The following is a 26,697-nucleotide window of genomic DNA, read 5'->3' as shown; positions in this document are numbered from 1 at the left end:
GGGTCGCCGACGATGACCCATCCCGCCCACAGACTGTCCGTCGCGCCCATGATGGACTGGACCGACCGGCATTGCCGGGCGTTTCACCGCGCCCTGTCGACGAGGGCCCTGCTCTATACCGAGATGGTCACGGCGCCGGCCGTGATCCACGGCGACCGCGAGCGGCTGCTGGGCTTCGATGCGGTCGAGCATCCGGTGGCCTTGCAGCTCGGTGGGTCCGATCCGGTGCAGCTGGCGGAGGCGGCGCGGATCGGGGCGGCCATGGGGTATGATGAGGTCAATCTGAACGTCGGCTGCCCGTCGGACCGGGTGCAGTCGGGACAGTTCGGGGCCTGTCTGATGCGGGAGCCGGAGCTGGTGGCCGAATGCATGGCCGCCATCCGGGAGGCGGTGGACGTGCCGGCGACGGTCAAGTGTCGGATCGGGGTGGACGACCAGGAGCCGGCCGTCAGCCTGTTCGCCACGGTGGACGCCTCTGCGGCCGTGGGGGTCACCACCTTCATCGTCCATGCGCGCAAGGCCTGGCTGAAGGGCCTGTCGCCCAAGGAGAACCGGGACGTGCCGCCGCTCGACTATGCCCTGGTGCGGCGGCTGAAGCGGGAGCGGCCGGAGCTGACCGTCTGCATCAACGGGGGCATCGCCTCGCTGGACGAGGCGGAGGCGCATCTGGATGCGTCGGATGGTGTGCAACTGGACGGCGTCATGCTGGGGCGGGCGGCCTATCATGAGCCGGCGCTGCTGGGGCAGGTCGACCGGCGGGTGTTCGGGGCGGGAACGGCCGACGTGGACCCGTTCGAGGCGGTCGAGCGGTACAAGCCCTACCTGGCGGCGCGGCTGGAGGAGGGCTGGGGCCTGCATGCCATGACGCGGCACATGCTGGGGCTGATGCATGGGCGGCCGGGGGCTCGGGCCTTCCGTCGCATCCTGACGGTCGAGGCGATCCGGCCGGGCGCGGGCCTGGAGGTGGTGGACCGGGCCGTGGATGCCGTCCGCGAGGCCGAGGCGCGGCGCGAAGCCGCCTGAACAGGGTCAACGCTCCGTTAAGCGTAGCCGGTACAAGGCTGGCGGCATGACCCGCACAGCCCTGATCGCCCTGTCCTTCCTGGCCTGCACGGCGGGCGTCGCGGAGGCGCAGAGCCGGCACCCGCGCTCGCCCATCACGGCCGCCCTGAACGCCGGGACGACGGGGGTGGGCGCCGAAGTGCAGCTTTCGCTGGGTCCAGTGTTTGTAGTGCGGGGCGGGGTGGATTCGCTGGGGTACGATTTCGACGAGTCTTACGGGGACGTGGACTATTCGGGTCGGTTCGACTTCGACACGGTGTCGGGGTTCGTCGATCTGCATCCGTTCCTGAATGGCTGGCTCATCTCCGGCGGAGCCTATGTGGGGGACCGGACGATCAATCTCAACGGGCGGCCGAACGCGCCGGTCGAGATCGGCGGGGCGACGTTCACGCCGGAGCAGGTCGGGACGCTGAGCGGTCGGATCAAGCTGTCGGACACCGCGCCTTTCGTGGGCGTGGGCTATGACGACAGCTTCTATCGCGAAGGGCGGTGGGGCTTCCGGGGCATCGTCGGCGTGGCCTGGAGCCAGACGCCGGAGGTCGGGCTGTCGGCCTCGGGCGGGACCCTGTCGAACGATCCGGCCTTCCGCGCGCGGCTGGAACAGGAAGCCCGCGACATCCAGGAGGAGGCCGAGGACAAGGCCTTCTTCCCCGTGGTGCAACTGGGCGTCACGGCGCGCTTCTAGAGGCGGACAAGCGGGGCGGCGTGGGCTAGACCCCGCCTGTGTCCGCGCTCTCAATGAATGAACTGGCCCTGCTGGCCGCCGCTGTGCTCGCGGCGGGGCTGGCGGGCGGACTGATCGCCGGCCTGTTCGGGGTCGGCGGCGGGACGGTGCTGGTGCCCGCGCTTTTCTATGCGTTTTCAGTGCTGGGGCTGGGCGGGGAAGGCAACCTGCACGTCGCCATCGGCACCTCCCTTCTGACCATCGTCGCGACCAGCTGGCGGTCGCTGGGGGCGCATCGCAAGCACGGGGCGGTGGACGAGGAGGTCCTCAAGACCTGGACGCCCTGGGTGGCGGGCGGGGCGCTGATCGGGGCGGCGATCGCGGGGTTCACGTCGATGGAGGGGCTCGCCATCGTCTATGGCGCCTGTCTGATCCTGGTGGCGGCGCAACTGGGGCTGCTGCCCGAGCATGTGACCCTGAGGCGCGAGATGCCGACCGGATGGTGGCGGCGCGGGGTCGGCGGCGTGGTCGGGCTGCTGTCGGCCATGATGGGGATCGGCGGCGGCAGTCTTGGCGGTATGGTGATGACTCTGTGCGGGCGGCCGATCCATCAGGCGGTGGCGACCGCGTCGGGGTTCGGACTGGCCATCGGATCGGCGGCGACCCTGGGGTTCGTGGCGTTCGGCTGGGGGGCGGAAGGGCGGCCGCCGCTGAGCCTGGGATACGTCAATGTGCCCGCCGCCATTGCGATGGGGCTGCTGACGACCCTGGTCGCGCCCTATGGCGCGCGACTGGCACACCGGCTGGACAAGAGGATGCTGCGCCGGGTGTTCGCGATCTACATGCTGGTGACCGCGATCTCCGTGATGGTGAAGGCGTTCTAGCCGCGGATTGCAGTTTACCGCCCGACCGGTGAGTTCGTGGTGATGTCGGCTAGGCCATGACTGCAGAACTCGGTGAGTTCGGTGATGGCGGCTATGCGATTGCTGCACAAAAACTGCAGGAATTGTGCAGTCAAAGCCTTTGCCTGACCGGGGGGCGCGGGGGCCGCTTTCCGGCGTGGAGCCAATGACCGCCGACGATCCCTCGGCGACCCTGAGAGAGATCGAGTGTCCGCTTTCTTCTTGGCAGGCTACGACGGATGTCGACCCATTGCAGACATTGAAACTGCGATGCCAAATGACCTCATGGAAGCGACCCCTTCACGTCGGATCATAGACCAACGCATCCGAAACAGGATCATGGAAGAACTGCTCGGGCTGGCAGAAGGCGACGAGAATGTTCGCCAGATAGGGGCAGGAGAATTCTTCCAAGCCTTCTATGACTGGGTGCCCAACACTGGCGATGGCGTTCCGCCAAACAGCGCGCTGACACCGGATGAAGCCTCTCTCATCTTTAAAGTAAAAACTGCTTTGGACGAGGCATATCACGACATGCCGAAAAGGGTGTCGAATGCCAACCTCATAGCTACTGGTTGGCCTGACCGGATCATGCCACTCGCGCGGGCTGCGCTGGACGAGATGCTCAGGCGAGGCCGGTTTAGCGAAGAAGTCGAAGAGGATGAGCCATCCACAAAGGCTGCTTGGCCATGAAGCCAATGTCCGCTTTCCACCCATAGCGGAAGTTGGAGGCGTCCGGGCCAGGGCCCGGTAGGCCGAGGTCCGGCTTCGGGTCGGATGACTACATCGCAAAACGACCCGTTGCAGCCGTTAGGGAGATGGCCGACAACAGGTGATGACCCCCGTCGCTCAAGCCATGGAATACGCATTCATTGCGATCTGGATCGCAGCGATAGTCACATGGTTCGTGGGCGCAGCCCATTTCCTACCGGTCTGGTGGGCACTGGCGCGGAAGCGCAAGCCTGAACGCCAACACATTAAGTGGTCCCTGATTTCGGCAGGGATGTTCATTGCCTTAGTGGGAGCAGGTTTCGGGGTCGGAGCCATCGCCGAGTTGGACGGGGGATGGGGCTGACGGGAGGTCCGCTTCCCACCCATTGCGGCGGTTCGAAAGGTCTGCTTTGGGGCCTAGCGGTCGATGGCTGGTTTTCGCCCTGACGTTGATGTCGTTGTTCGATCCGTTGCGGACACCCGTCCTCCGCCCCGTCCAGCGTCGGGCATCGATCACTGTGGACTCTCGACTGGACTTCCTCCGCAGCCGCTTCGATAGTTGGAGCGAGCAGACGCGTTTCGCGCGCTTGCCGGGGATCGCATGGATCAGGATTTCTTCCGACGCGTCGCGTGGCGCGGCTACCTGCTGGCCCTGGTCGCATGGGGCGCCGCCTTCGCCGTGCGCTATGGCCTGGGCCACTGGTTTCCGCCGGGCTTTCCCTATCTGACATTCTTCCCGGCCGTTGTGCTGGTGGCCTATTATGCCGGTCTGCGTCCCGCCATCCTGACCGCGACCCTGTCCGGCCTGGCCGCCTGGTGGTTCTGGATCGGCCCGCCGGGCTTCGATCTCGCTGCCGCCACCCTGGTCGCCCTGGGGTTCTACATCTTCGTCGCGGCGGTCGACATCTTCTTCATCGTCGGCATGGACGGCGCGTCGCGCCGGCTGGCCCGCGAGGTCGAGCGCAATGCCGCCCTTGCGGAAAGCCGCGACATCCTGATGCGTGAAGTGCAGCACCGGGTGTCCAACAACATCCAGGTGGTGAGCGCGCTGTTGAGCCTGGAAGCGCGAGCCGCCGTCGATCCGGGCGCTCGCAAGGCCCTTGCGGATGCCTCCGCCCGCACCGGCCTGGTCGCCCGCATTCAAAGAAGCCTGGCGGACGCCGAGCAGCAGGCCACCGCGTTCGAGGCCCTGGCGCGCTCCATCGTCGATGACGCGCTTGAGGCGGCCGCGCGAGACGATGTCGTGGTCTCCATCTCCAGCGGCGAGGTGGCGCTGTCGGCCGAGGAAGCCACGCCGGTCGTTCTGATCATGCTGGAATGCGTGAACAACGCATTGGAGCACGCCTTCCCGGACCGTCCCGGCCAGATCGCCATCGAGCTGTGCGACGACGGTGTCGTCCGAACCCTGGTCATCGCGGACGATGGCGTGGGCGTTTCCGAAAAGGCGCCCGCCGAACCCGCCAGCCTGGGGCTCAAGATCATTACGGCGCTCGCGCGACAGCTGGGCGGAACATGGTCGCTTCGGTCGGCAGACCCTGGCACCCAGGCCCAGCTGTGCTGGCCAAGCCGCGCTTTACGGCCGTAGCGTCAGACCCGTCGGGCGGGCTTCGAAGGCGGAGAGGCGGCCGAGGTAGCTCATGCCGAGGAGGGAATGGGGCAGGCCCTTTTCGACGACCAGCGCGCTGACGCTGTCGACGCGGGCGCCGGCGACGGCGACGTGGTCAAGCTCGACGGCGGCGGCCTTGACCGGGCCGGAGGCGGTCTCGACCGTCTGGGTGAAGTCGGCGGGGGTCAGGCGAAGGCCCAGGCGCAGGGCGTCTTCGCGGGTCAGGGCGACGACGCTGGCGCCGGTGTCGACCAGAACGCGGATGGCGCGGCCGTCGATGTCGGCCTCGGCCCAGTAGTGTCCGTCGGCGGCGCGGGCGATCTGGGCCGGTTGTCCGGGAACGGCGCGGGGCAGGGCGGGCGCATAGGCGGGCGCGATCATCACCGCGGCCTCGGCCGTGCGGGGTTCCTGGTGGGTCAGCCACCAGGCGACGCTGAGCGAGGAGGCGGTCGCGACGGTCATGACGATCGCGGACTGAATATCGATACGCAACGCAGACACCTTCGCGACTGACCGCTTCTGCGGCAGGTCTCACAGTGGATGAGCTGTGTTGGGATGCGGTGAAGCGACGTGGCTGACGAAGGGTTAAGGGGTCAGCGGCCCAGCTTGGCCGGGTCGATCTTGGTCTCGCGGGCGGGGAGTTCCGCCATGATTTCAGCGCGTTGTGCGTCGGTCAGGCGGGACCAGCCGCCGATCTCCTGGAGCGTGCGGTAGCAGCCCAGGCACAGGCCGGACGGGCCATCGACGATGCAGACCTGCACGCATGGGGTGGCGATGGAGCGTGGCGGCGGTGCTACAGCGGACGACATCATTGCGAAAACTACTCCGAAGCCGGACTAAAAAACTTGCATCTCGCGCTCAGTGTGACACATTGAAGACGACGCGAAACGACTGAGAGGGTGAAAACCCCTGCGAGCACGACGCGTCTCTTTTCATCGTTCAGCGAAAGGAGACGCCAGGATGAACGACAAGGACAAGAACCTCCAGCACGCCATGATGTCCTTCGCCCTGTGGGGCGGGATGCTGGTGGGCAACCGACCGCCTCGCCAAAGCGAGCGGGTGGTCAGCCACCCGTCCAACTTCGTGCCGTTCCGGTACGCGAAGAAAGACTGAAATCATCCCCTCTCCCGGCGGGAGAAGGTTTGAGGCTCGCAGAGCGAAGCGATGCGTTCTTAGCCGAAAGGGTGAGGGGCAGACGTCGAAGTCGGCGAAGCCGTGACTGAATGGCGGCTCACGCCGACTGACAGGACAACCCCTCACCCTTTCGCGCAACTCTGATCGGCTGCGCCTCTCAGGCGCTCAAGCCCTCTCCCGCCGGGAGAGGGTCTTTTGTCGTCAACTCGCCGCCCTCGTCTCCGGCGTCTGCATCGAGCGGGTCGCGGGGACGCCGGTGGTGGGGGTGCGGGCGGCGCCGGCGGTCTGGCCGGGCTTCATGAACTTCACCAGGACGCGCTGACCGATCAGAAGAGGCGCGTCGCCGACGGTGACGACCACTTCCACGACGCGCTCGTCGGAGCGTTGCGAGGGGTCGTCAGAGGCCAGCTTGCGGGCGCCGAAGACGGCGGCGCGGCGAAGGACGGTGCCGATATAGACCTTGGACGGGTCGCCCTCGGGCGTGACCTCGACGGCCTGGCCCGAGGTGATGTTGGGGATGTCGGATTCGACGATCTCGGCGCGGGCGATGCGGGGCGCGTTGGGCTCCAGATCGAACATGTTGGAGACGTTCAGGGTCGAGGCGCCGGCGCCGGGGTTGGCGTAGCGGCGGACGATGCGGCCGTCGGCGGGCGAGCGGATCACGGTCAGTTCGACATTGTAGGCGGCCTGATCGCGACGGGCGCGGGCGGTCTGAACGGCGGCCTGCTGCGAGCCGAGGCGGGCCTGGGCCTGGGCGATGGAATCGCGGGCCTGGTCGAGGCGCTGGGCGGCGACGAAGTTGGTGGCCACCAGGCTCTGCAGGCGATCGAACTCGCGCTGAGCGGTGCGGATATCGACCTGGATCAGGTTGAGCTGGCTCTGGGCGGAGGCCAGGTCGGCGTTGGCGGTCTGGAGCGCCAGACGGGATTCGTCGTCCTCCTGACGGGCCAGGATCTGGCCGGCGACGACCTGATCGCCTTCCTGGACCAGGACTTCGCGGACGATGCCGCCGCGACGGGCCGCGATCTGGATGATGCCGCCCTCGATGTCGATCTTGCCGTTGGCGATGGCGGCGTAGGGGCTTTCGACCTTGTTGGCTTCGGCCTTCTCGGCCTCGGCCTTCTTGGCGGCATTGCCCTGCTGAACGAAGGTGAAGCCCACCACGATCAGGATGATCAGCACGATGCCGATCCAGAGCCATTTGTTCTTCAGGAAGGCGGGCATGGAGAAGTCCTCGGGCAGGCTTAGTGGTGGGACGCGAGGGTCGCGTCGGGATTGGGCGTGTGGCGCTCGTCGGAGACGATGACGCCGTCCTCGATCTTGATGACCCGGTCGGCCCAGGCCTCAAGGCGCGGGTCGTGGGTGACGCAGATGACGGCCGCGCCGTGTTCGGTCGCGGCGCGACGCAGCAGACGGATGACGACCTGGCCGTTCTCGCCGTCGAGGGCGGAGGTCGGTTCGTCGGCGAACAGGATCTTGGGATCCTTGGCCAGGGCGCGGGCGATGGCGACGCGCTGCTTCTCGCCGCCCGACAGGATGGCGGGGCGCTGATGCAGGCGGTGGGCCAGACCCACTTCGGTCAGGGCCTCGGTGGCGCGTTTCTTCGCCTTGTCGGGCGACAGGCCCTGGAACTTGAGCACGATCTCGACCTGCTGCAGGGCGGTCAGGGCGGGGAAGAGGTTGAAGCCCTGGAAGATGAAGCCGCAGTGGTCGAGGCGGAACTTGTCGATCTTGCCGAGCGACAGCTTCCACAGGTCGTCGACGTCGAGGGCGTCGACGCGGCCTTCTTCGGGACGCAGCAGGCCGGACAGGGCCGCGATCAGGGTAGACTTGCCGGAGCCCGAGGGGCCCATGACCATGGTCAGGTCGCCGTGGCGGGCGTCGAAGTCCACGCCCTTCAGCACCTGAACGAAGGACTTGCCGGACTTGAAGCGCTTGACCAGACCCTTGGCCTCGATGGCGAAATCGCCATGCTTGCCGTGGACCTTGGTGTGGGAGGGGGCGGTGTCCTGGGTGAAGTCGATCATCGCAGAAGGTCCGCCGGTTGGCTGTTCTTGAGGATGCCGAGCGACAGGGCGCCCGAGACCATGGCGATGATGATCAGACCGCCGCCGACGACCAGAAGCAGCACGGGCGGCAGGGCGATGATGACGGCGCCGGCCAGGGCCAGGGCCTGCAAGCCCATGGTCAGCAGGATCGCGGCGATGACGCCGACGCAGCCGACCCAGAAGCTGAGCTCCATGACGATGCGGTTCAGCGAACCCATGCCGACGCCCAGCGCCCGCAGGGAGGCGAACTCCTTGATGTTGGCCATGATGGCGCCGCGCAGGGTCTGCCAGGTGATGGCCACGCCGATGATGGTGCCCAGGACGACGCAGCCGCCGATGATGATGACCAGGATGCCTTCCTCGAACATGGCGCCGGCGTTGGCGTCGGCCAGTTCCTGACGCGTCCAGGCCTTCCACTGACCATCGCCCTGGACGTTCAGCTCGGCGGCGACGCGCTGGGCCTGGGTGGGGTCGCGCAGCTTGACCATCAGGGGGCCGACGCGCGGGCCGGTATCGGCCTGGCCCACCATGCGCAGGGTGTCGCGCGACATGATGACGGTGGACTGCATCATGTTGGGATAGCCGCGGGTGATGCCGACGACGGTGACCGTCTGGCCGTTGTAGAGGGCGCGATCGCCGAGCTTGACGCCCAGCTTGGTGACGGCGGTCTCGTCGATGGCGACGGTGTAGGGCTGGCGCAGGGCATCGACCAGTTCCTGGGAATAGTCGGTCGGGATCGTCACGGAGCCGGGCGTGGTGTCGATGATCGAGGCCTGGACGAACTGCTGGCGCGGGGCACCCATCTTGGCGCGCTCGGCCTGGGACATCGTCGGATCGACGTCCTTGATCGACTGGAAGGAGCCGCCGGCGCCGTCCAGCGGCTGGACCTCGACGACCTGAGGGTTGTTGTAGACCAGGGGGATGAAGCGGCGCGGCACGCCCGAAGGGCCGCCGATCAGCGACTTGGCGCCCGGCTGCATGACGATGACGTCGGCCGAGGAGCGTTCGATGGTCGCGGTGAAACCCTTGCCGATGCCGATGAAGACACCGGTCATGGACAGGACGAGCAGGCCGGACAGGGCCAGGGCCATGACGGCGGCCATGTAGCGGCGCCACTCGAAGAGCAGCGTGGAAAGCGCGAGCGACATTTGTGTCTTTTTCGTCCCTGACTTGCGACGTTATGTGACCTGCGGTCGGGCTCGCTCCAAGTTAAATCGGGGTAAGGCGAAACGCCGGTCCCGATATCCGCGCTTGACGGGGAGCGGCGCAGGGCGTGGAAATGCCGCGCAAACGCGCGCCGCAAACGCAGCGCTCGTCACAAGACAGCCCCGGACAGAATATCCGGATCAGGAGAACCTCTTCATGTCGTCACGGTCCCTCGTCGCCGCCGCCTCCGTGCTGGCCCTCGCCTGCGCCGCCATGCCCTCCGGTCCGGCCAAGGCCGAGGAGGGGATGTGGACCTTCGACAACTTCCCGATCCAGACGGTGAACAGCCTCTACGGCATCCAGATCGATCAGGCCTGGCTGGACCGGGTGCGCAGCGCCGCCGTGCGTATCAGCGGTTGCTCGGCGTCGCTGGTGTCGGGGGAAGGCCTGGTCCTGACCAACCACCACTGCGTCGTCGGCTGCGTGGCCGATCTGTCGGACGCCCAGAACGACTATGTGAAGAACGGCTGGATGCCCGGCACGCGTGAGGAAGAGCGCCAGTGCCCCGGCCAGACCGCAGAGATACTGACCGAGATCACCGACGTGACCGACCGGGTGCTGGGAGCCGGGATCGGACTTGAAGGCTCGGCCTTCGTCCAGGCGCGCGGCGCCGCCCAGCAGGCGATCCAGCAGGAATCCTGCGGCGACGACGTCAAGCTGACCTGCCAGGTGATCAGCTTCTATCGCGGCGGCCGCTATGCCCTGTACAAGTTCCGCAAGTACGAGGACGTCCGTCTGGCCTTCGCGCCGGAGTTCCAGGCCGCGGCCTTCGGCGGCGATCCCGACAACTTCAACTTCCCCCGCTACGCGCTCGATTTCGGCCTGCTGCGCATCTACGAGGACGGCAAGCCGGTGGAGACGCCGAACCACCTGGTGTGGAACGCCGAAGCCCCGACGGCGGGCGAGCCGGTGTTCGTGGCCGGCAATCCGGGTTCGACCTCGCGGCTGCTGACCATGTCGCAGCTGGAGCGGATCCGCGATCAGACCATGCCGCTGGGCCTGCTGCAGAACTCCGAACTGCGCGGCCGGCTGCTGCAGTATTCCTTCACCGGCGAAGAAGCGGAGCGGATCTCGGTCGATCCGATCGCCAGCGTCGAGAACGTCTTCAAGGCCAACTATGGTCAGGAGCAGGCGCTGCTGGATCCGACCTTCATGGCCACGAAGCGCCAGCAGGAGGCCGATCTGCGCGCCCGCGTCGCCGCCGACCCGGCCCTGGCCGAACGCATCGGCGATCCGTGGGGCGATCTGGAGCGGATCGAGGGCCAGGCGTCCGAACTGTTCGTGCCCTATCGTCAGCTGGAGGCGGCGGCGGGCCAGCGGTCGTCGCTGTATGCCTATGCGCGCGCCATCGTGCGGGCGTCCAAGGAGCGGGCCAAGCCGGCGGCCGATCGGCGCGCGGGCTATGCCGACGCCGACCTGGCCGGCCTGGGCCGCCGTCTGGCCGCCACGGCCCCCATTGAGGGCGACCTGGAAGAAATCTACCTGACCTTCTGGCTGTCGAAGACCCGCGAGTATCTGACGGTCGACAATGCGGACGTTCAGCGCCTGCTGGGTCGCGAGAGCCCAGAAGCCCTGGCCGAACGGCTGGTCGAGGGCACGGGGCTGGCCGATCCGGCGCGTCGGGCCGAGCTGTTCGCCATGACGCCGGAACAGCTGGCGGCGGCGGGCGATCCGATGATCGACCTGGTCCTGAAGAACGACGATGCGGCCCAGGCCCTGCGCGCCCAGTGGGAGGCGACCGTGTCCGGTCCGACCGCCCGCGCGGCGGAGAAGGTGGCTCAGGCCCGGTTCGCGGCCTTCGGCGACAACCAGTATCCGGATGCGACCTTCAGCCTGCGTCTGTCCTACGGGTCGGTCCAGGGTTGGACCTATCGCGGAACCGAGGTTCCGGCCTTCACGCGCATGGGCGGCCTGTATGACCGCGCCACGGGGTCGGATCCCTTCGTTCTGGCGGACCAGTTCGCGGCGCGCGAGGCCGATGTGAACAAGGACGTCGTCTACAACTTCGCCTCGACCAACGACATCATCGGCGGCAACTCCGGCTCGCCCGTGATCAACGCGCGTGGCGAAGTGATCGGTGCGGCCTTCGACGGCAATATCCACTCGCTGGGCGGCGCCTATGGCTACAACGGCGAACTGAACCGGACGGTCAGCGTGTCGACGGCCGCGATCACGGAAAGCCTGCGGAGTGTGTACCGCCAGCCGCGCCTGCTGGAAGAACTGGGCGTGGAGTAGGAGGTCACCGTACTTCTTTTGTCATCCCGGCCGAAGCGCAGCGAAGGGCCGGGACGCTCGACCCGGCGTTGACGATCTCCCGGAAATCGCGCAGCGATTGTCCGGGAGCCTGCCATGCACACGCACGAGTACTGGGTCTATATTCTGGCCGACGGCCCGTGCGGCTGGCTCTATGTCGGGATGACCAATGATCTTGTCCGTCGCGTCGACGAGCACAAGAGCGGCTGTTTCGACGGCTATACCCGCGAGCGGGGTATCGACCAGTTGGTCTGGTACGAGCGGCATCAATATGTGGATCAGGCCATCCTGCGAGAGAAGCGGCTGAAGCGCTGGAAGCGGCCTTGGAAGTTTGCGCTCGTCGAGACGGACAATCCGAGGTGGCTCGATCTCTACGGGGCCTTTGTCGCCGGACGGCGCCCGGATCAGCCCTGAGGGGCTGTCCGGGCGGTGAGGGAAACTGAGTGTCCCGTCCCGGATCTCCGCTTCGCTGCGTCCGGGATGACAAGTTCGCTGCGTCTGGGATGACAAGAGGCCCATGCGCTTGACCTGACGGCGCTGCTCCTTTCCCTTGTCGCCGAACTTCTGGAGTCCCCCCATGCGTCTGTTCCTCACCGCCTCCGTCATCGCCCTCTCGCTCGCCTCGACGGCGCGGGCCGAGGAAGGGATGTGGACGTTCGACAACTTCCCGATCGCGCGGGCGAACCAGACGCTGGGGACCAACATCGATCAGGCGTGGCTGGATCGGGTGCGGCTGTCGTCGGTGAAGTTCGGGGGATGCTCGGCCGGGATCGTGTCGGGCGAAGGCCTGGTCATGACCAACAACCACTGCGTGGCGACCTGCGTGGCCAACCTGTCGACCCAGGCGGTGAACTACGCCGAGACCGGGTTCACGCCGCGCAATCGCGAGGACGAGCTGAAATGCCCCGGCGGGACTGCCGAGGTGTTGACCGATATTTCCGATGTGACGGAGCGGGTGCGGGCGGCGGGTGCGGGCCTGACGGGTCAGGCCTTCAACCGGGCGCGCGACGCCGAGATCGGGCGGATCGAACAGGAGGCCTGCGGGGACGCGACCGACAAGCGGTGCCAGGTGGTGACCCTGTATCGGGGCGGTCAGTTCAAGCTCTATATTTACAAGAAATACACCGACGTCCGGCTGGCCTTCGCGCCGGAGGATCGGGCGGCGACCTTCGGCGGGGACCTGGACAATTTCAGCTTCCCGCGTTTCGCCATCGATGCGGCCTTCATCCGGCTGTACGAGAACGACGCGCCGGCGGTGACCGCGACCCACTTCGTGTGGAACGCCGACACGCCGGTCGAGGGGACGCCCGTCTTCGTGACCGGCAGCCCCGGTGCGACCCAGCGCCTGTTGACCCAGGACCAGCTGTTTACGGTGCGCGACGTGGTCCTGCCGATGGATCAGTTGATCGCGTCGGAGCTGCGCGGGCGGCTGATCCGGTTCTCGGAGGAGAGCGAGGAGAACGCCTTCATCGCCATGGACCCGATCGTGGGGCTGGAAAACACCTACAAGCGCGGTCTGGGCCGGATGCGGGCACTGACCGATCCGGGCTTCATGACGGCGCGCACCATGGCCGAGCTCGACTTCCGGCAGAAGGCCGACAACCGTATCTTTGACGACCTGACCGCCATCCAGCCGATCGCGCGCGAACTGTATCCGGCCATGGCCCTGCTGGAAGGCGGGACGGGCATGGGGACGACGCCGGTGGCGGGCGGATCGCAGCTGTTCGCGTGGGCGCGGACCCTGGTGCGGGGCGCGCAGGAGCGGGCCAAGCCCTCGGCCGAGCGTCTGCCGGAGTTCGGCGATGCGCGCCTGTCGGGCGTGCAGTCGTCCCTGTTCGCCGAGCGGCCGACCTATCCGGCGCTGGAACAGGTGCGGATGGAATGGTGGCTGTCCAAGACCCGCGAATGGCTGACCGTCGACAATGCGGCCGTGCGCGGCCTGTTGGGGCGCGAGAGCCCGGAACAGCTGTCGGCGCGTCTGGTCGAGGGCACGAAACTGGCCGATCCGGCCGTGCGGCGGGCCCTGTGGGAAGGCGGGCTGGCGGCCATCGAGGCCTCGGACGATCCGATGATCCAGTACCTGCTGTCGATCCAGGACGAGACCCGCGCGATCCGGGATGCGTGGGAAACGCAGGTGCAGGCGCCGACCGACCAGGCCGCCGAACGCCTGGCTGCCGCGCGGTTCGCCGCCTATGGCGACAGCGTCTATCCGGATGCGACCGGGACGCTGCGCCTGACCTACGGCAAGATCGAAGGCTCGGACGTGCCCGGCCAGCGCTGGGGGCCGTTCACGACCTTCGGCGGTCTGTGGGACAGGGCGACGGGCGCCGCGCCGTTCGACGTGGCGCCGAAGCTGTTGGCCGCGCGCGACCGGATCGACGCCGACACGGTGCTGAACATGACGCTGTCGTCGGACACGATCGGCGGCTCGTCAGGATCGCCGGTGGTCAATGCGGCGGGCGAAATCCTGGGGGCGAACTTCGACTCGACCGTGCTGACCCAGCGCAACGCCTATGGCTACGATCGGAATGTGAACCGCAGCGTGATCGTCACCACGGGCGCGGTGACCGTGGCCCTGCGTGACGTCTATGACATGGGCCGGCTGGCGGAGGAGCTGGGGGTCCGCTGAGGACCCCGCCCTTTCCTATTCGACCGAAAAGACGACCGTCACGTTCGCCTGAACCTCGACCGGAGGCTGGGCCAACGGGATGGCGACAGTGGGCCGGATCCGCGAGCCGGTGACGACGATGTCTTCGACGTTTCCAGACTCGTTGCCGTCGAGGCGGGCGTTTCGGTCCTGAATGCGGACGATCCCGGTGATCCTTTGACCGCTGGCTTCGGCCAGGGTTGTCGCCTGTCGGCGGGCGTCGGCGACCGCGAGGCGGTTAGCTTCCGCGCGCAGGGCGGCCCGGTCCTCGACCTCGACACCCGACACACCGACGGAGATGGCGCCGAGCTCGGACGCGAGAGAGGCTGCGTTGCCCGCCTGGTCCACCGGACGCCCCTTGAAGGTGAACCGCATGCTGGCGGAATAGGCACCGATTGCGCAGGCGTCTTCGTCGCGACGGGTCTCGGAACAGTCGTCGCGGCTGATCGGGTTCACGGCGAAATTCTGGGTGCGCAGCCGTCCGGCGGTCAGCCCGTCCATGTCGCCGAGACCTTCGCTGAGGCGCGACTGGGCGGCGGCGATGGCTCGAAGGGCGGCGAGCTGGTCGGCCCCTTCGGAGCGGAGTTCGCCAGAGATGAAGAAGTCGTCTGGGACGCGTTCGGCCGTGCCGCGCCCCTCCACCACGATTACCGGTCCGTCGAAGCCGGACTCCTGGGCAAAGGCAGAGGACGCAAAGGCGACGAGCGTCAGAACGGTCAGACGGAAGATCGGCATTGCGGAACTCCTAAAGGGGAAGGTCAGCCCCGTTGGTCGTCGGGCGAGGGCAGATCGAGCGAGTGGTCCTCGCCTTCCGGGGGCGGGGCGGCGTGGATCGTCGCGGGCGTGCGCGGCGCGGCGGTCCGCTTGACCGGGGCGGGAGCCGGCGCTGCATCCGGCTCGGCCAGCGAGCGGCGGGCGGTGTCGAAATACTGCCAGCCGGTCCAGACCGTGGCGATGGCGGCGAACCAGATCAGGCTGTCGGCGAAGAGCTGGAACCAGGGCAGATACTCGAAGTCGAGGCCGAAGCCGTCCCAGTTGCGGGCGAACAGCTGGCAGCCGAGGGCGACGAGTTGGACGGTGGTCTTCCACTTGGCCAGCAGAGTGACTTCCAGCGTCACGCGGCCGGCGATGGTCTCGCGCAGGGCCGATACGGCGAATTCGCGGAACAGGATGAGGCCGCAGGGGATGGCGATCTGGGGCACGGAGCCCGAAGTCAGGACGCCGAGGATGGCGCCGGTGACGAGGATCTTGTCGGCGATGGGATCGAGGATGGCGCCCCACCGGCTGGTGGCGTTCCACCGGCGCGCCAGGTAGCCGTCGACCCAGTCGGTCGAGGCGGCGACGACGAAGATGTAGAAGGCCGCGCGGTAGAGGCCGAACTGATCCTCCGGGCTCAGATAGGACGACAGGATCGGCACACCGCCGGTCGCGCCCGCCAGGATCAGGAACATCACCACCCCGGCGACCAGGCGCAGGCCGGTCAGGATGTTGGGGATCGGGTTGAGGTGGTGGGTCGGGGACATGAGGTCAGATGTCTCTCAGGATTTCGGCGAGGTCGCGCGCGCCATGCAGGATGCGAACGACCAGAGGCGGATTGCGGTTCGGATCGTAGATGAGCACATATGGAAAACGTCGCATCGGCATGAATCGAACCGGCTCATCGGTCAACTCTGGTCGCACAACGCCTGACTCGGGGTAATCGGCCAAGCGCGTCAGCGAACGATCGACCGAGTTTCGGAAATCTCGCGCTGCAGCCGGACTGTCTTCAGCGATCCATGCCGAGGCCAACAGCAGATCGCGCCTCGCTTTCGGAGAGAGACGCGCGGGCGTCACCCGGACGATTTCGCTTCGGCGGCGGCGATGATGGCGTCCATTTCCGCGAGCACTTCGTCAGCCGAGTAGGTGCCGAGTTCCTCCGCCTCGCGAACCGCTTCGATCAACGAGGCATTGAAGGCCCGCCGGCGCTCTTCGCGGTTCTGGAGCAGTCGCAGGCCCTCGCGAACCACTTCGCTGACGTTGTTGTAGCCACCGGAGCTGACGCGTTCGCGGGCGAAGTTTTCCAGATCAGGAGTCAAATGGACGTTGGTTCCCATGCCAACATCATATCAAGGATTGATATATCAGGCCAGCGGTTCAAACCTCGGCGCCGAGGTCAGCTTGCGCAGGATGCCCTCGGCGATGCCGAAATGCAGGCCGACCAGTTCCAGGGTTCCGGCTTCCTCGCGTTCGGCGATCCAGGGGAAGGTGCGCAGGTTGCGGAGCGACAGGCGGACCACGGCTTCTTCTGAGGCCTGTTCGACTTCGCCCGCCTCCACGGTCTCGGCGACGTGGCGGACGACGGGGGTGCCCTGGGCGATCCAGGGGGCGACGAAGTCCTGGACGCTGTCGGGCGCGCCGTCGCGCATGGCGGCGACGCCGCCGCAGTGGGCGTGGCCCATGACGACGATGCGGCGCACGTTCAGCACCTTGACCCCGAACTCGAGCGCAGCGGAGACGCCGTGCAGCAGACCGTCCGGCTCGTAGGGGGGGACGAGGTTGGCGACGTTGCGGACGACGAACAGCTGACCCGGCGCGGCGTCGAAGATCAGGGCCGGATCGGCGCGGCTGTCGGAACAGGCGACGATCAGGGTGTGCGGCGTCTGGCCGGCGGCCAGGGCTTCATAGTCTGCACGCGCTTCGGGCCAATGATCGGCACGGAAACGGCGGTAGCCGGAGATCAGGGGGTCGTTGGAATCGTCGGACATGGCGTCGCTTCTAGGCGTTTGAGATGGGCCGTAAAACCGTGTATACGTGTATCAACACGGAGGCGGGTATGGCTGTGACCAGCAAGACCTATCGGAGCGGCAACAGTGACGCGGTGCGGCTGCCCAAAGAGATTACCTTTGGGCCCGGCGTCGAGGTTGAGATCGAACGCAACGGCGACGTCGTTACGATGACCCGTAAGCGGATGACGAACCGTGAAATGATCGAGCAACTCGACGCCATGCCCAAACCGTCCACGATCCAGAAACGCCCGGACTTCATCGCGCCCATTCGCAAGGGCCTCTGATTGGCTTTCTTGCTGGACACCAGCATCGTCATACCTTTGCGTGACGGTGATCCGATCATTCGGCGCCGTGTTTCGGAAACGGAGGAACGACTGGCGGTGTCCATCATCACGGTCGTTGAACTCGAGGCTGGAACAATCGGACCAGAAGCCGAAATCCGACGGGCCGGCTTGAAGTTTTTGACCGAGCAGCTGGAGGTCAGGGCCTTTGGTTTGGCGGAAGCCAGCGCTTATGGCCGCATCGTCGCGGCCTGCGGTTATTCTCGGCGCAAGGTGCTGGATCGCATGATCGCTGCCCAGGCCATCGTCATGGGCGTCGGGATCATCACACTGAACGGCGCCGACTTCCGCGACATCCCGGGGCTCGATCTGGTGGAGTGGTAGGCCGTCAGCCCTTGCGCCCCTTGGCGTCGATCAGCACGGCCTGCTGCCATCGGCTCGGGGCCTTGTCGGTGCGGTGGATGCAGCCGGCCCAGCAGCAGGGGCGGGTCTTGCCCTCCAGCAGTTCCTCGCGGGTTCGGCCGATGCGACGTTCGCGGGTCTTGGCCTGTTTGGCGTCTTCGACCCAGCAGATGAACTCGTTGCGGCCCAGCGGCGTCAGCCCCTGCCACCGGGCCAGGACCTCTGGGTCAGACCGCAGGGCGGATTCCAGATCGGCTCCGACGTGGTGGACCGTCCCCTGTGCCAGTGCGATCACCCGATGTCTCCCGGTCCTTGGTCCGTCGGCCTATCCTAGCGCCGGGGCTCGGGATGGAAGAAGCCGTAAATCCGTTCGGCCAAGGCGCGGTTGATGCCGTCGACCTTCTCCAGGTCGACGACGGCGGCGCGACCGACGCCCTTGGCCGAGCCGAAGGCGTGGAGCAGGGCCTTCTTGCGGCCCGGCCCAACGCCCTCGATCTCGTCGAGCGGGTTCTTCTTGATGTCCATCGAGCGGCGGGTGCGGTGGGCGCCGTTGGCGAAGCGGTGGGCCTCGTCGCGCAGGCGCTGGATGTAATAGAGGGCCGGCGATTTCAGCGGCAGCATGAAGGGCGGTTTGCCGGGGACGAAGAAGCGCTCTAGCCCCGCGTCGCGGTCCGGCCCCTTGGCCACGCCGACGGCGAGGATGTCGTCCAGACCGAGATCGGCCAGCACGGCCTGGACCTCGGCCAGCTGTCCGGCGCCGCCGTCGATGAGCAGGAGGTCGGGGCGGACGACGTCTTCCGTGCCCTCCTCCTCATCCTTGACCAGGCGGGAGAAGCGGCGGCGCATGACCTCACGCATCATGCCGTAGTCGTCGCCCGGGGTGAGGTCGACGCCGCGGATGTTGAACTTGCGGTACTGGGATTTGAGGAAGCCTTCAGGCCCGGCGACGATCATGCCGCCGACGGCGTTCGTCCCCTGAATGTGGGCGTTGTCGTAGACCTCGATCCGCTCGGGCGTGCCCTCCAGACCGAAGGCTTCGACCACCTCGGCGAGGATTTTGCCCTGGGCCGAGCCCTCCGCCATCTTGCGGCCGAGCGCCTCGCGGGCGTTGGTGTGGGCGTGGTCGACGAGGGATTTCTTGTCGCCCCGCATCGGCCGCTCGATCGAGACGACGCGGCGGCCGTCCGCCTCCTTGGCCTTCATCGAGAAGGCCTCTTCCAGCAGTTCCTTCTCGAACGGCACGATGTTGGACAGGATCAGGCGGGCGACCGGCTTGTCCTCGTAGAACTGACCGAGGAAGGCGGACAGAATCTCGGCGTCGGTGTCGGACTTGTCGACGCGGGGGAAGTAGGCGCGGCCGCCCCAGTTCTGGCCGCCGCGATAGAAGAAGACCTGGACGCAGGCCTGACCGGCCTCGGAGAACAGGGCGAAGACGTCGGCCTCGGCCACGCTGTCGGCGCTGACGGAATTCTCCATCGAGATGGCCGAGAGGGCGCGGATGCGGTCGCGGACGCGGGCGGCCTGTTCGAAGTCCATGGCCTCGGCGGCCGTGGTCATCTCCTGCGACAGGCGGCCGATGACGGCGCGCGACTTGCCGCGCAGGAACAGCGAAGCCTCCTCGACGAGGTCGCCGTAGTCCTCGAGCGAGATCAGGCCGGTGCAGGGCGCCGAGCAGCGTTTGATCTGGTGCAGCATGCAGGGGCGGGTGCGGGTCTCGTAGACGCTGTCTGAGCAAGACCGCAGCAGGAAGGCCTTCTGCAGGGTGTTCAGCGTGCGGTTCACCGCCCAGGTCGAGGCGAAGGGGCCGAAATACTCGCCGTCGGTGGTGTGCGAACCGCGATGCTTGCGGACCTGAGGCGCGCGGTGGTCCTTACGGATCATCAGCTCGGCGAAGGACTTGTCGTCGCGCAGGACGACGTTGAAGCGCGGCTTCAGCTTCTTGATGAAGTTGGATTCGAGCAGCAGGGCCTCGGTCTCGGAGGCCGTGACCACCAGCTCCATCGAGCGGGTTAGCGACACCATCAGGCCGATGCGCTGGGTGTGGAACCGCCCCTGCGCATACTGGAGGATGCGCTTCTTGATCGACTTGGCCTTGCCGACATAGAGGCAGGTCCCGTCCTCGCCGTACATGCGATAGACGCCCGGCTTGTCGGGCGCGCGCCGGGCCTCGTCGCGGATCAGGTCGGCGGCGACGAGGGGGATCGCCTCTTCGGAGGCGGGCGAATCAAGGGGCGGGGCGTCGGCGGGCATTGCGGGGAATATAGGCGTCTGGCGGCGATCTGTCAGAGCGGCTTGATCGGCCTCGGAGAATGGAGGAGCTTCACCGCGACCGGCCCTGCGTTGCCGGTTTCGAGGGGCACTCCAATGCAGCGTTTGGTCATCGCCGTCGTCCTGTCAGGCCTTCTGGCCGCGTGCGGACAACAGTCCGGGGCCGGGACGGAGGCGGGCGCGCCGGTCGGGGAGCTCGACTATATCGACGCCGTGCCGATCGACGAGGACGCGCCCGCGCCTGTGGTTCAGCTCGAACCGGCCGCCAAGGCGGACGAACCCGAAGAGGACAGCGAGCCGGAGGCCGAGGAGACGGCGGAGGTCGAGGCCCAGCCGGTCCGGACCCCGTCGCCCGAACCGGCGGCTCCGGCTCCCGCGACGACCGCGGCCGAAGCGACGCGCCGAGCCAACGAATCGACCGCGACGCCCTATCTGAGCACGCCCCGCCCCGACTAATCGTTGAGCCTTGCCTGGGCGTGGTCCGGGTGGAAGACGACGTCCTTGTCCGGTTTCCGGGCGCTCATTCCCGGCCGATCCAGCCGATGCAGGATGTGGCGGATGATGTTGAGGCGGGCGGTCTTCTTGTCGTCGGTCGAGATGACGGTCCATGGCGCGGCCCTGGAATGGGTCTCGGCCAGCATGCGGTCGCGGGCGGCGGTGTAGGCGTCCCAGCGGGTCTGGGCCTCGGCGTCGAGGGATGAGACCTTGAAGCGTTTCAGGGGATCGGTCGTCCGCGCGTCGAGGCGTTTGGCCTGTTCGTCCTTTGAGATGTCGAGCCACAGCTTGATCAGGATGATGCCCGAGGCGGTGAGCATCTTCTCGAACTTGGGCGCGTCGTCGAGGAACTGTTCGTGCTGTTCGGGGGTGCAGAAGCCCATGACCGGCTCGACGCCGGCCCGGTTGTACCAGGAGCGATTGAACAGGACGAACTCCCCGGCGGCCGGCAGGTGCGGGACGTAGCGCTGGAAATACCACTGGCCGGCTTCGCGCTCGGTGGGTTTGGGCAGGGCGACGACGCGGGTCTGGCGCGGGGAGGCGTATTCGGTGATCCGCTTGATCGCGCCGTCCTTGCCTGCGGTGTCGCGGCCTTCGAACACGACCAGCAGCTTGACGCCTTTCTCGATCGCCCAGGCCTGGGTCGCGACCAGTTCGATCTGGAGCGCCTCGAGGGCGTCGTCGTAGTTGTCTTTTTTGGCCATGGGTGTCGTCTCCGTTACTTCCCGCACCGTGCACCCCGGCTCCCAGGCCCGGCAATCCCGGCCCGAGGATAAACCAGGATCCGGAATGCACGGTGATAAAGGGAGGCGCGCATTGTTACCTTCACCGCTCCCGTTCATTGTCGTGGGGCATGAAGCGCGATTTCGCCGATTTCTGGAACCTGATGTGGGAGCTGACGCTGGGCGTCTGCGCGGCCTTCGCGCTGATGAACGCCTTTGCGCCGCCGCAGGACCTGCCGTGGAAGCCGCTGAACCTGGACCATCCGGTCGGTCAGGCGACCGAGGCCAAGGTCGCGGACTTCGAAGTCCCGTTCGCCGCCCCCCCGGAACAGGTGAAGGGCGCGACCGACGCCTGCATGCAGACATTGCGGGACGCGGGCGTCGAGGTCCGGCGCGCCGAGGACAAGGATGATGGCGAGTTCTGCCGGGTTCAGGGGGCGGTGACGATCACGGGCGGGGCGGTGACGCCTCTGCGGCCCGGCGGCCTGACCATGCAATGTCCGTTGGCGGTCCGTTATGTGATCTGGGATCGGCAGGTTCTTCAGCCCGCGGCGGAGGCGATCTATGGGTCGCGGGTGGCCTCTGTGAACAACATGGGCACCTATTCCTGCCGTCGAATCTATGGCTCGACCGACGTTCAGGACCGGCCCAGCGAGCATGCGCGCGCCAATGCCCTGGACGTCGCGTCGGTCACCATGGCGGACGGTCGGACGGTGTCGGTTCTGAACGACTGGGACGGACAAGGTTCAAACGGAACAGAGGGTTCCGGGTTTCTGAGACGCATCCGCGACGGTGCCTGCCGGGTCTTCTCCACGGTGCTGACGCCCGACTACAATGATGCGCACAAGGATCATCTTCACCTCGATGGAGCCCCTCGTGGGTTATGTGTGACCGCACCGCGTCCATAGGGCTCGCCTGACGCACGAATCGTTTCCGGTTGACCGGGCTTTGCGCCTGAGGGAAAACACCCGCGCAATCCGGATTTCGCGTGGGGTCCAAACCTGCGTTTCGCTCCTTCACTGAACGAGCTGTCCAGATGGATTGTCGGGCCCCTCTGAAAGGGCGTCCGCCTGGAAAAGCGCGTTTATGGAGACGCAACAATGGCGACCGGTACGGTCAAGTGGTTCAACCCCACGAAAGGCTTCGGCTTCATCCAGCCGGAAAGCGGCGGCGCTGATGTGTTCGTTCACATCACGGCCGTTCAAAAGGCTGGCCTGACGGGCCTCGATGAAAACGCCAAGGTGTCCTACGAGCTGGAATCCCAGCGCGGCAAGACCTCGGCCGTGGACCTGAAGCTTCTCTGATCCGAACGGATCGGGGTCGCTGAAGCGATACTCAGGCGGGCGCGGTTCCTTCGGGAGCCGCGCCCGTTTTGCTTTTGGCCCTGTTGGACCACTGGGCGAGGACGATGGCGGCCATCACGAGCGCGCCGCCCAAAGCCTGAACCGGCGCCAGGGTCTCCCCGAAGATCAGCCAGCCGAGGATGGCGGCGACGATCGGCTGGATCAGGATTGTGACGGCGGTGATCGAGGCGGGCAGCTTGCCGAGCGCCCAGGCGACGCCGCCCTGACCGGCGACGTGCATCACGCCCATGGCGACGCAGGCGGCCCAACCGGCGACGGTGGCCGGGATCATGTCCTCGCCAAGCAGGAGGGCGGCGGCGCCCATGACCGGCACGCCGGCGACCGTGGCCCAGAAGGTGACGCGCAGGGCTCCGGCGGTGGTCCGCGCCTGTTTCACGGTCAGGAAATAGCCGGAGTACCAGAGGGCGACCGAGACCGAGAAGATGTCGCCGAGGATGGGGTTGGTCCCCTGACCGGGCGCGGCGCCCGCCGCCATGGCGAAGGCGCCGCCCATGGCCAGGGCGAGGGCCAGGATGAACAGGCGGGCGGGGCGTTCCTTGAAGACGAGCCAGCCGACCAGGGTGACGACGACAGGCGTCAGGTTGCAGAGTACCGTCGCATTGGCGACCGAGGTCATGACGATGCCGTAGTGCCAGAAGCTGAGGTCCATCGCGAAGAACAGGCCGGCCAGGATCATCCATTTCGACGGCCGCCCGAAGCCTTCGCCGCCGGGGCGTCCGACGAGGATCAGCAGGAGGGGCAGGGCGAACAACAGCCGCCAGAAACCCGCCGCGGCCGGGCCGGTCTCGGTCAGGCGCACGAGGATGGGCGCGAGGCCGAGGATGCTGGCGGAAACCAGCACGACGATCAGGGGGATCAGGCGTGAGGGAGCGGGAGGCATGATGTCGCATAACCGCTTCCCTCTCCCCACGGGAGAGGGCTTGAGGTTCGGAGAGCGGAGCGATCCGCAAACCGAAAGGGTGAGAGGCTGGCGCGGAAGTCGGCGAAGCCGTGACGGTGCGACGGCTCACGCCGACTGACAGGCCAACCCCTCACCCTTTCGCGTTTCCAATCGCTGGCGCTCTTGGACGCTCAATCCCTCTCCCGCTGGGAGAGGGAAGTCAGAACCCCAGCTCTGCCCGCAGTTCCTCCGCCGTGACCCCCGCTTCTCGCAAGGCCGCCAGCGTCACCGATCCATCCCGCTTGGCGTAGCGTTTGCCGTCCGGCCCCAGCAGCAGTCGGTGGTGCCGATACACCGGCGTCGGCAGGTCCAGCAGGGCCTGGAGGACGCGCTGGATCGAGGTGGTCTCGATCAGGTCCTCGCCCCGGATGACATTGGTGACGCCCTGAAGCGCGTCGTCGACGACGGAGGCGATGACGTAGCCGGCACCGATGTCCTTGCGGCCCAGAACCATGTCGCCGAGCCGCTCTGGCGCGGCGGTCTTGAGGCCGGGATCGGCGGTCTCCTCGATCCAGGTCAGGGTGTCGAAGCCGCCGAGGCGGTCGCGGGCGGCGGCGAGGGACAGGCGCCAGGCGAAGGGCTGGCCGGTGGCGAGCTTTTCGGCCTCTTCGTCGGGAGACAGCGGACCGCCGGCGAAGGCGTGGGTGTCGGCGGGATCGTCGGCGTGAGGGGCCATGCCGGCGAGCGCCATCAGCTCCTTCCTCGTGCGGAAGCAGCGGTAGAGGACGCCCATCTGGCGCAGGCGGTCGAGGGCGGCGTCATAGTCGGGGCGGTGTTCGGACTGGCGGCGCACCGGCTGGTTCCAGTCGAGGCCCAGCCAGGACAGGTCGTGGAGGACGGCCGCCTCGTACTCGGGGCGGCAGCGGGTGAAATCGGTATCTTCGATACGAAGGAGGAAGCGGCCGCCGGCGTCCTGGGCCGCCGTCCAGGCCGTCAGGGCCGAGAAGGCGTGGCCGCGATGGAGGAGGCCCGTCGGCGACGGCGCGAAACGGGTGACGAGGCTCATGCCGGTTCCGGCGGAAATCGGCTGTGGTCATCGGGCCCGCGGTCGGCGGGGATGTTCCCGGCGAAGACTTGGTTCAGACTGGGCATGGCGGAAGGCTAGGTTCGCCCGCCGCCCCTGTCGAGACGAAGGATACCCATGCCGTTCACGCCTGAGGAAGTCGCCGAAATGCGGGCGGCGCTGGTTCGTCTCGATCCCGCGCTGGAGCGGGCCCACGCCCAGACGCCGGTGTTCGACTGGCGCGTCGGGGATCGGGGGTTTCTCGGCCTGTTCCGCATGATCGTGGATCAGCAGGTGTCGCTGGCCTCGGCGGCGTCGGTCTGGGCGCGGCTGCAGGCGGGGCTGGGGGAGATCACGCCGGAGACCTTGCTGGCGCAGGACCTGGACAGTTTGAGGGGCATGGGGCTGTCGCGGCAGAAGGCGACCTATGGCCAGGGGATCGCCCGGGCTCAGCTAGACGGGACGATCGACCTCGAACACCTGTCCACGCTGGACGACGAGGCGGCGATCTCTGCGCTGGTCTCGCTGAAAGGCGTCGGGCTGTGGACGGCGGAGGCCTATCTGCTGATCTGCGACGGGCGGACGGATGTGTTTCCCGGCGGCGATATCGCCTTGCAGGAGGCGATCAAGTGGGCTGATCGGCTCGAGCATCGGCCGGATACGAAGGCCGCCTATGCGCGGGCCGAGATGTGGCGTCCGCATCGGGCGGTGGCCGTCCATCTGCTGTGGGCGTGGTACCTTGGGGTGAAGGCGGGCGAGATCGTGCTAGACCCACCGCTCGACTAGACAAGCGCAGCGCGCGCAGAAGACAGGAAGTTCGTGACCGGTCTTGTGAATCCCGAACTGCTGAGCCCGGCGCTCGCCCACCCGGAGACGGTGCTGGGCGCGCTCGACTTCGCGGGTGTGGCGGTGTTCGCGGCGACGGGGGCGCTGGCCGCCGCGCGCGAGAAGCATGACCTGGTCACCTTCGCCTTCTTCGGGGCCATCACCGGTGTGGGCGGGGGGACGCTGCGAGACCTGCTGATCGGGGCGCCCGTCTTCTGGGTGCAGGACTGGCGATACATCGCCGTCTGCCTGGCCGGAGCGCTGGCGGTCTGGCTGGTGGGTGCGGGGGAGTGGCGGTTCCGGGCGCTGCTTTGGCTCGATGCGATCGGGCTTGGGGCTTACGGCGTGCTGGGCGCGGCCAAGGCCGAGGCATTCGGCGTGCCGCCGCTGATCTGTATCGTCATGGGGGCGCTGACGGCCTGCTTCGGCGGGATCGTGCGGGACATCCTGGCGGGGCAGCCGTCGATCCTGCTGCGACGGGAGATCACCATCTCGGCAGCCCTGACGGCGGCGACCCTCTATGTCGTGGCGCGGGAGCTGGGACTGGCGCACTGGCCGGCGGCCCTGATCGCGGCGCCCATCGGGTTCGCGCTCCGGGCCGGGGCCCTGGCCTGGGGCTGGAGCCTGCCGGCCTTCCCTGGCGGGCTCATCAAAAAGGGCGCGTCATGAAATCGCTGCACGGTCGTCATGGCGGTGCGTGCGAATCGGGAATAGTCTGTCTGCACTAGAGAGAAGGAGAGACGTCTTCAGTCCGATTTCCTCGATTTCCGGCGTGAGCGGGAGGGTCTGATGCAGGTCCTTCACAAGCCGCCGTCCGGCTTTCCGGCCCTGGTGCTGAACGCCGACTTCCGCCCTCTGTCCTATTACCCGCTGTCGCTCTGGCCGTGGGAAGAGGCGGTGAAGGCGGTCTATCAAGATCGCGTGGACGTGGTCTCCGTCTACGACAAGGTGGTGCGCAGCCCGTCGATGGAGATGCAGATCCCCAGCGTCATCGCGCTGAAGAGCTACGTCGACCAGAACCGCAGCCCGGCCTTCACCCGGTTCAACGTCTTCCTGCGCGACGGCTTCACCTGTCAGTACTGCGGCGACACGGCCGAGCTGACGTTCGACCATGTGATCCCGCGCAGCCGGGGCGGGCGCACGACGTGGGAAAACATCGTCGCCGCCTGTTCGCCCTGTAACCTGAGGAAGGGCGGGCGGACGCCGCAGCAGGCGCATATGCCCATACGCCGTGCGCCGCACCGGCCGAACGCCTTCCAGCTGCAGGACGCGGGACGCCGGTTTCCGCCGCATTATCTGCACCAGAGCTGGCTGGACTATCTGTACTGGGACATCGAGCTCGAACCTTAGCATTGGCAGGCAGGGGTCGGGTCGTGTCATACGGCGGGCCTTCCGCGGCAAG

31 protein-coding genes and 1 pseudogene are annotated in these 26,697 nt (G+C 67.1%); 17 read left to right on the top strand and 15 right to left on the bottom strand.

The features are described 5' to 3' along the window. Positions 1 to 12: 12 nt before the first annotated feature. From dusA to ACW171_RS09070, 5 genes are all read left to right on the top strand, one after another. Positions 13 to 1,023, top strand: a complete 1,011-nt coding sequence (dusA, locus tag ACW171_RS09090; protein WP_492092852.1) for a tRNA dihydrouridine(20/20a) synthase DusA — start codon at positions 13 to 15, stop codon at positions 1,021 to 1,023. Positions 1,024 to 1,069: 46 nt separating this feature from the next. Further along, positions 1,070 to 1,747: a hypothetical protein gene (locus ACW171_RS09085; protein WP_492092851.1), complete on the top strand. Its 678-nt coding sequence runs from the start codon at positions 1,070 to 1,072 to the stop codon at positions 1,745 to 1,747. 38 nt (positions 1,748 to 1,785) lie between these two features. Further along, positions 1,786 to 2,610, top strand: coding sequence for a sulfite exporter TauE/SafE family protein (locus ACW171_RS09080; RefSeq protein ID WP_492092850.1), 825 nt, complete (start codon positions 1,786 to 1,788; stop codon positions 2,608 to 2,610). A gap of 225 nt (positions 2,611 to 2,835) precedes the next feature. Further along, positions 2,836 to 3,318, top strand: coding sequence for a hypothetical protein (locus tag ACW171_RS09075; RefSeq protein ID WP_492092849.1), 483 nt, complete (start codon positions 2,836 to 2,838; stop codon positions 3,316 to 3,318). 619 nt (positions 3,319 to 3,937) lie between these two features. Continuing rightward, the gene (locus ACW171_RS09070) at positions 3,938 to 4,921 is read left to right on the top strand and encodes a sensor histidine kinase (RefSeq protein WP_492092848.1); all 984 of its coding nucleotides are present in this window, start codon (positions 3,938 to 3,940) and stop codon (positions 4,919 to 4,921) included. Here ACW171_RS09070 and ACW171_RS09065 read toward each other — a convergent pair. Beyond that, on the bottom strand, positions 4,910 to 5,443 hold the full coding sequence (locus tag ACW171_RS09065) for a TIGR02281 family clan AA aspartic protease (protein WP_492092847.1): 534 nt from the start codon (positions 5,441 to 5,443) through the stop codon (positions 4,910 to 4,912). The two genes, ACW171_RS09070 and ACW171_RS09065, sit on opposite strands and share 12 nt — an antisense overlap. 92 nt (positions 5,444 to 5,535) lie before the next feature. After that, positions 5,536 to 5,751, bottom strand: a complete 216-nt coding sequence (locus ACW171_RS09060) for a DUF1289 domain-containing protein (protein ID WP_492092846.1) — start codon at positions 5,749 to 5,751, stop codon at positions 5,536 to 5,538. 151 nt (positions 5,752 to 5,902) lie between these two features. Here ACW171_RS09060 and ACW171_RS09055 point away from each other — a divergent pair, with 151 nt between their 5' ends. Next, on the top strand, positions 5,903 to 6,055 hold the full coding sequence (locus ACW171_RS09055) for a hypothetical protein (protein ID WP_492092845.1): 153 nt from the start codon (positions 5,903 to 5,905) through the stop codon (positions 6,053 to 6,055). A gap of 222 nt (positions 6,056 to 6,277) precedes the next feature. On the opposite strand, the gene ACW171_RS09050 is transcribed toward ACW171_RS09055, so the two are convergent. From ACW171_RS09050 to ACW171_RS09040, 3 genes are read right to left on the bottom strand one after another with little or no spacing between them, the layout of a single operon-like run. After that, positions 6,278 to 7,300, bottom strand: a complete 1,023-nt coding sequence (locus ACW171_RS09050; protein WP_492092844.1) for an efflux RND transporter periplasmic adaptor subunit — start codon at positions 7,298 to 7,300, stop codon at positions 6,278 to 6,280. 20 nt (positions 7,301 to 7,320) lie between these two features. Continuing rightward, positions 7,321 to 8,103 carry an ABC transporter ATP-binding protein gene (locus tag ACW171_RS09045; RefSeq protein WP_492092843.1) on the bottom strand — a complete coding sequence of 261 codons (783 nt, stop codon included), beginning with the start codon at positions 8,101 to 8,103 and terminating at the stop codon, positions 7,321 to 7,323. Next, the gene (locus ACW171_RS09040) at positions 8,100 to 9,272 is read right to left on the bottom strand and encodes an ABC transporter permease (protein WP_492092842.1); all 1,173 of its coding nucleotides are present in this window, start codon (positions 9,270 to 9,272) and stop codon (positions 8,100 to 8,102) included. Before ACW171_RS09040 ends, ACW171_RS09045 begins: the two co-directional genes overlap by 4 nt. A 214-nt stretch (positions 9,273 to 9,486) precedes the next feature. Between ACW171_RS09040 and ACW171_RS09035 the strand changes: the two genes are divergently transcribed. The 3 genes from ACW171_RS09035 to ACW171_RS09025 all read left to right on the top strand — a co-directional run bounded on the left by ACW171_RS09035 (position 9,487) and on the right by ACW171_RS09025 (position 14,212). Next, positions 9,487 to 11,565 carry a S46 family peptidase gene (locus ACW171_RS09035; protein WP_492092841.1) on the top strand — a complete coding sequence of 693 codons (2,079 nt, stop codon included), beginning with the start codon at positions 9,487 to 9,489 and terminating at the stop codon, positions 11,563 to 11,565. Between the two features lie 114 nt (positions 11,566 to 11,679). After that, positions 11,680 to 11,997 carry a GIY-YIG nuclease family protein gene (locus ACW171_RS09030; RefSeq protein WP_492092840.1) on the top strand — a complete coding sequence of 106 codons (318 nt, stop codon included), beginning with the start codon at positions 11,680 to 11,682 and terminating at the stop codon, positions 11,995 to 11,997. Between the two features lie 163 nt (positions 11,998 to 12,160). Beyond that, positions 12,161 to 14,212, top strand: a complete 2,052-nt coding sequence (locus tag ACW171_RS09025) for a S46 family peptidase (RefSeq protein WP_492092839.1) — start codon at positions 12,161 to 12,163, stop codon at positions 14,210 to 14,212. 15 nt (positions 14,213 to 14,227) lie between these two features. Here the strand turns inward: ACW171_RS09025 and ACW171_RS09020 are convergent, their stop codons facing one another. From ACW171_RS09020 to ACW171_RS09000, 5 genes and pseudogenes are all read right to left on the bottom strand, one after another. Next, the gene (locus ACW171_RS09020) at positions 14,228 to 14,965 is read right to left on the bottom strand and encodes an SIMPL domain-containing protein (protein ID WP_492092838.1); all 738 of its coding nucleotides are present in this window, start codon (positions 14,963 to 14,965) and stop codon (positions 14,228 to 14,230) included. A 161-nt stretch (positions 14,966 to 15,126) separates the two neighbouring features. After that, positions 15,127 to 15,753, bottom strand: a pseudogene (gene pgsA, locus ACW171_RS09015) (CDP-diacylglycerol--glycerol-3-phosphate 3-phosphatidyltransferase); the annotation flags it as partial. Between the two features lie 4 nt (positions 15,754 to 15,757). Beyond that, positions 15,758 to 16,063, bottom strand: a complete 306-nt coding sequence (locus ACW171_RS09010) for a type II toxin-antitoxin system RelE/ParE family toxin (RefSeq protein WP_492092837.1) — start codon at positions 16,061 to 16,063, stop codon at positions 15,758 to 15,760. Next, a complete protein-coding gene (locus ACW171_RS09005; protein WP_492092836.1) occupies positions 16,060 to 16,323 on the bottom strand; it encodes a type II toxin-antitoxin system ParD family antitoxin in 264 nt (87 codons plus the stop codon). Before ACW171_RS09005 ends, ACW171_RS09010 begins: the two co-directional genes overlap by 4 nt. A gap of 27 nt (positions 16,324 to 16,350) precedes the next feature. Then, positions 16,351 to 16,974 carry a carbonic anhydrase gene (locus ACW171_RS09000; protein ID WP_492092835.1) on the bottom strand — a complete coding sequence of 208 codons (624 nt, stop codon included), beginning with the start codon at positions 16,972 to 16,974 and terminating at the stop codon, positions 16,351 to 16,353. 68 nt (positions 16,975 to 17,042) lie between these two features. Here ACW171_RS09000 and ACW171_RS08995 point away from each other — a divergent pair, with 68 nt between their 5' ends. After that, complete coding sequence (locus tag ACW171_RS08995; RefSeq protein WP_492092834.1) at positions 17,043 to 17,279, top strand: antitoxin; 237 nt, start codon at positions 17,043 to 17,045, stop codon at positions 17,277 to 17,279. Between the two features lie 9 nt (positions 17,280 to 17,288). Next, positions 17,289 to 17,660: a PIN domain-containing protein gene (locus ACW171_RS08990; protein WP_492092833.1), complete on the top strand. Its 372-nt coding sequence runs from the start codon at positions 17,289 to 17,291 to the stop codon at positions 17,658 to 17,660. A gap of 4 nt (positions 17,661 to 17,664) precedes the next feature. Here the strand turns inward: ACW171_RS08990 and ACW171_RS08985 are convergent, their stop codons facing one another. Together ACW171_RS08985 and uvrC are read right to left on the bottom strand one after the other, a co-directional pair. Continuing rightward, positions 17,665 to 17,973, bottom strand: coding sequence for a YdeI/OmpD-associated family protein (locus ACW171_RS08985; RefSeq protein ID WP_492092832.1), 309 nt, complete (start codon positions 17,971 to 17,973; stop codon positions 17,665 to 17,667). A gap of 35 nt (positions 17,974 to 18,008) precedes the next feature. Beyond that, the gene (uvrC, locus tag ACW171_RS08980) at positions 18,009 to 19,928 is read right to left on the bottom strand and encodes an excinuclease ABC subunit UvrC (protein ID WP_492092831.1); all 1,920 of its coding nucleotides are present in this window, start codon (positions 19,926 to 19,928) and stop codon (positions 18,009 to 18,011) included. 114 nt (positions 19,929 to 20,042) lie between these two features. Here uvrC and ACW171_RS08975 point away from each other — a divergent pair, with 114 nt between their 5' ends. Beyond that, entirely contained in the window at positions 20,043 to 20,402 is a 360-nt protein-coding gene (locus tag ACW171_RS08975) for a hypothetical protein (protein WP_492092830.1), read from the top strand. Here the strand turns inward: ACW171_RS08975 and ppk2 are convergent. Continuing rightward, entirely contained in the window at positions 20,399 to 21,145 is a 747-nt protein-coding gene (gene ppk2, locus ACW171_RS08970) for a polyphosphate kinase 2 (RefSeq protein WP_492092829.1), read from the bottom strand. The two genes, ACW171_RS08975 and ppk2, sit on opposite strands and share 4 nt — an antisense overlap. Before the next feature lie 149 nt (positions 21,146 to 21,294). On the opposite strand from ppk2, the gene ACW171_RS08965 reads away from it, so the two are divergent. Further along, positions 21,295 to 22,071, top strand: coding sequence for an extensin-like domain-containing protein (locus ACW171_RS08965; protein WP_492092828.1), 777 nt, complete (start codon positions 21,295 to 21,297; stop codon positions 22,069 to 22,071). A gap of 192 nt (positions 22,072 to 22,263) precedes the next feature. Further along, complete coding sequence (locus tag ACW171_RS08960; RefSeq protein ID WP_077356590.1) at positions 22,264 to 22,467, top strand: cold-shock protein; 204 nt, start codon at positions 22,264 to 22,266, stop codon at positions 22,465 to 22,467. Positions 22,468 to 22,498: 31 nt separating this feature from the next. Here the strand turns inward: ACW171_RS08960 and ACW171_RS08955 are convergent, their stop codons facing one another. Together ACW171_RS08955 and gluQRS are read right to left on the bottom strand one after the other, a co-directional pair. Further along, positions 22,499 to 23,407 carry a DMT family transporter gene (locus ACW171_RS08955; RefSeq protein WP_492092827.1) on the bottom strand — a complete coding sequence of 303 codons (909 nt, stop codon included), beginning with the start codon at positions 23,405 to 23,407 and terminating at the stop codon, positions 22,499 to 22,501. Between the two features lie 220 nt (positions 23,408 to 23,627). Continuing rightward, positions 23,628 to 24,473, bottom strand: a complete 846-nt coding sequence (gene gluQRS / locus ACW171_RS08950; protein WP_492092826.1) for a tRNA glutamyl-Q(34) synthetase GluQRS — start codon at positions 24,471 to 24,473, stop codon at positions 23,628 to 23,630. A gap of 135 nt (positions 24,474 to 24,608) precedes the next feature. On the opposite strand from gluQRS, the gene ACW171_RS08945 reads away from it, so the two are divergent. From ACW171_RS08945 to ACW171_RS08935, 3 genes are all read left to right on the top strand, one after another. Beyond that, on the top strand, positions 24,609 to 25,256 hold the full coding sequence (locus ACW171_RS08945) for a DNA-3-methyladenine glycosylase family protein (protein ID WP_492092825.1): 648 nt from the start codon (positions 24,609 to 24,611) through the stop codon (positions 25,254 to 25,256). Positions 25,257 to 25,289: 33 nt separating this feature from the next. After that, complete coding sequence (locus ACW171_RS08940) at positions 25,290 to 25,964, top strand: trimeric intracellular cation channel family protein (protein ID WP_492092824.1); 675 nt, start codon at positions 25,290 to 25,292, stop codon at positions 25,962 to 25,964. Positions 25,965 to 26,084: 120 nt separating this feature from the next. Beyond that, the gene (locus tag ACW171_RS08935) at positions 26,085 to 26,645 is read left to right on the top strand and encodes an HNH endonuclease (RefSeq protein WP_298162368.1); all 561 of its coding nucleotides are present in this window, start codon (positions 26,085 to 26,087) and stop codon (positions 26,643 to 26,645) included. Positions 26,646 to 26,697: the final 52 nt, after the last annotated feature.

The sequence above is a fragment of the Brevundimonas sp. FV1ye28 genome, assembly GCF_058681135.1.
This window is presented reverse-complemented; position numbering and strand designations above follow the sequence as displayed.

Coding starts and splice junctions, on each gene's coding strand:
- ACW171_RS09055 (WP_492092845.1), top strand. CDS start 5,903: ATGAACGACAAGGACAAGAACCTCCAGCACGCCATGATGTCCTTCGCC.
- ACW171_RS09050 (WP_492092844.1), bottom strand. CDS start 7,300: ATGCCCGCCTTCCTGAAGAACAAATGGCTCTGGATCGGCATCGTGCTG.
- ACW171_RS08960 (WP_077356590.1), top strand. CDS start 22,264: ATGGCGACCGGTACGGTCAAGTGGTTCAACCCCACGAAAGGCTTCGGC.
- gluQRS (WP_492092826.1), bottom strand. CDS start 24,473: ATGAGCCTCGTCACCCGTTTCGCGCCGTCGCCGACGGGCCTCCTCCAT.
- ACW171_RS08965 (WP_492092828.1), top strand. CDS start 21,295: ATGAAGCGCGATTTCGCCGATTTCTGGAACCTGATGTGGGAGCTGACG.
- ACW171_RS09000 (WP_492092835.1), bottom strand. CDS start 16,974: ATGTCCGACGATTCCAACGACCCCCTGATCTCCGGCTACCGCCGTTTC.
- dusA (WP_492092852.1), top strand. CDS start 13: ATGACCCATCCCGCCCACAGACTGTCCGTCGCGCCCATGATGGACTGG.
- ACW171_RS09040 (WP_492092842.1), bottom strand. CDS start 9,272: ATGTCGCTCGCGCTTTCCACGCTGCTCTTCGAGTGGCGCCGCTACATG.
- ACW171_RS09020 (WP_492092838.1), bottom strand. CDS start 14,965: ATGCCGATCTTCCGTCTGACCGTTCTGACGCTCGTCGCCTTTGCGTCC.
- ACW171_RS08945 (WP_492092825.1), top strand. CDS start 24,609: ATGCCGTTCACGCCTGAGGAAGTCGCCGAAATGCGGGCGGCGCTGGTT.
- ACW171_RS09025 (WP_492092839.1), top strand. CDS start 12,161: ATGCGTCTGTTCCTCACCGCCTCCGTCATCGCCCTCTCGCTCGCCTCG.
- ACW171_RS08935 (WP_298162368.1), top strand. CDS start 26,085: ATGCAGGTCCTTCACAAGCCGCCGTCCGGCTTTCCGGCCCTGGTGCTG.
- ACW171_RS08975 (WP_492092830.1), top strand. CDS start 20,043: ATGCAGCGTTTGGTCATCGCCGTCGTCCTGTCAGGCCTTCTGGCCGCG.
- ACW171_RS08995 (WP_492092834.1), top strand. CDS start 17,043: ATGGCTGTGACCAGCAAGACCTATCGGAGCGGCAACAGTGACGCGGTG.
- ACW171_RS09070 (WP_492092848.1), top strand. CDS start 3,938: ATGGATCAGGATTTCTTCCGACGCGTCGCGTGGCGCGGCTACCTGCTG.
- ACW171_RS09045 (WP_492092843.1), bottom strand. CDS start 8,103: ATGATCGACTTCACCCAGGACACCGCCCCCTCCCACACCAAGGTCCAC.
- ACW171_RS09030 (WP_492092840.1), top strand. CDS start 11,680: ATGCACACGCACGAGTACTGGGTCTATATTCTGGCCGACGGCCCGTGC.
- ppk2 (WP_492092829.1), bottom strand. CDS start 21,145: ATGGCCAAAAAAGACAACTACGACGACGCCCTCGAGGCGCTCCAGATC.
- ACW171_RS09085 (WP_492092851.1), top strand. CDS start 1,070: ATGACCCGCACAGCCCTGATCGCCCTGTCCTTCCTGGCCTGCACGGCG.
- uvrC (WP_492092831.1), bottom strand. CDS start 19,928: ATGCCCGCCGACGCCCCGCCCCTTGATTCGCCCGCCTCCGAAGAGGCG.
- ACW171_RS09060 (WP_492092846.1), bottom strand. CDS start 5,751: ATGTCGTCCGCTGTAGCACCGCCGCCACGCTCCATCGCCACCCCATGC.
- ACW171_RS09035 (WP_492092841.1), top strand. CDS start 9,487: ATGTCGTCACGGTCCCTCGTCGCCGCCGCCTCCGTGCTGGCCCTCGCC.
- ACW171_RS08955 (WP_492092827.1), bottom strand. CDS start 23,407: ATGCCTCCCGCTCCCTCACGCCTGATCCCCCTGATCGTCGTGCTGGTT.
- ACW171_RS09005 (WP_492092836.1), bottom strand. CDS start 16,323: ATGGGAACCAACGTCCATTTGACTCCTGATCTGGAAAACTTCGCCCGC.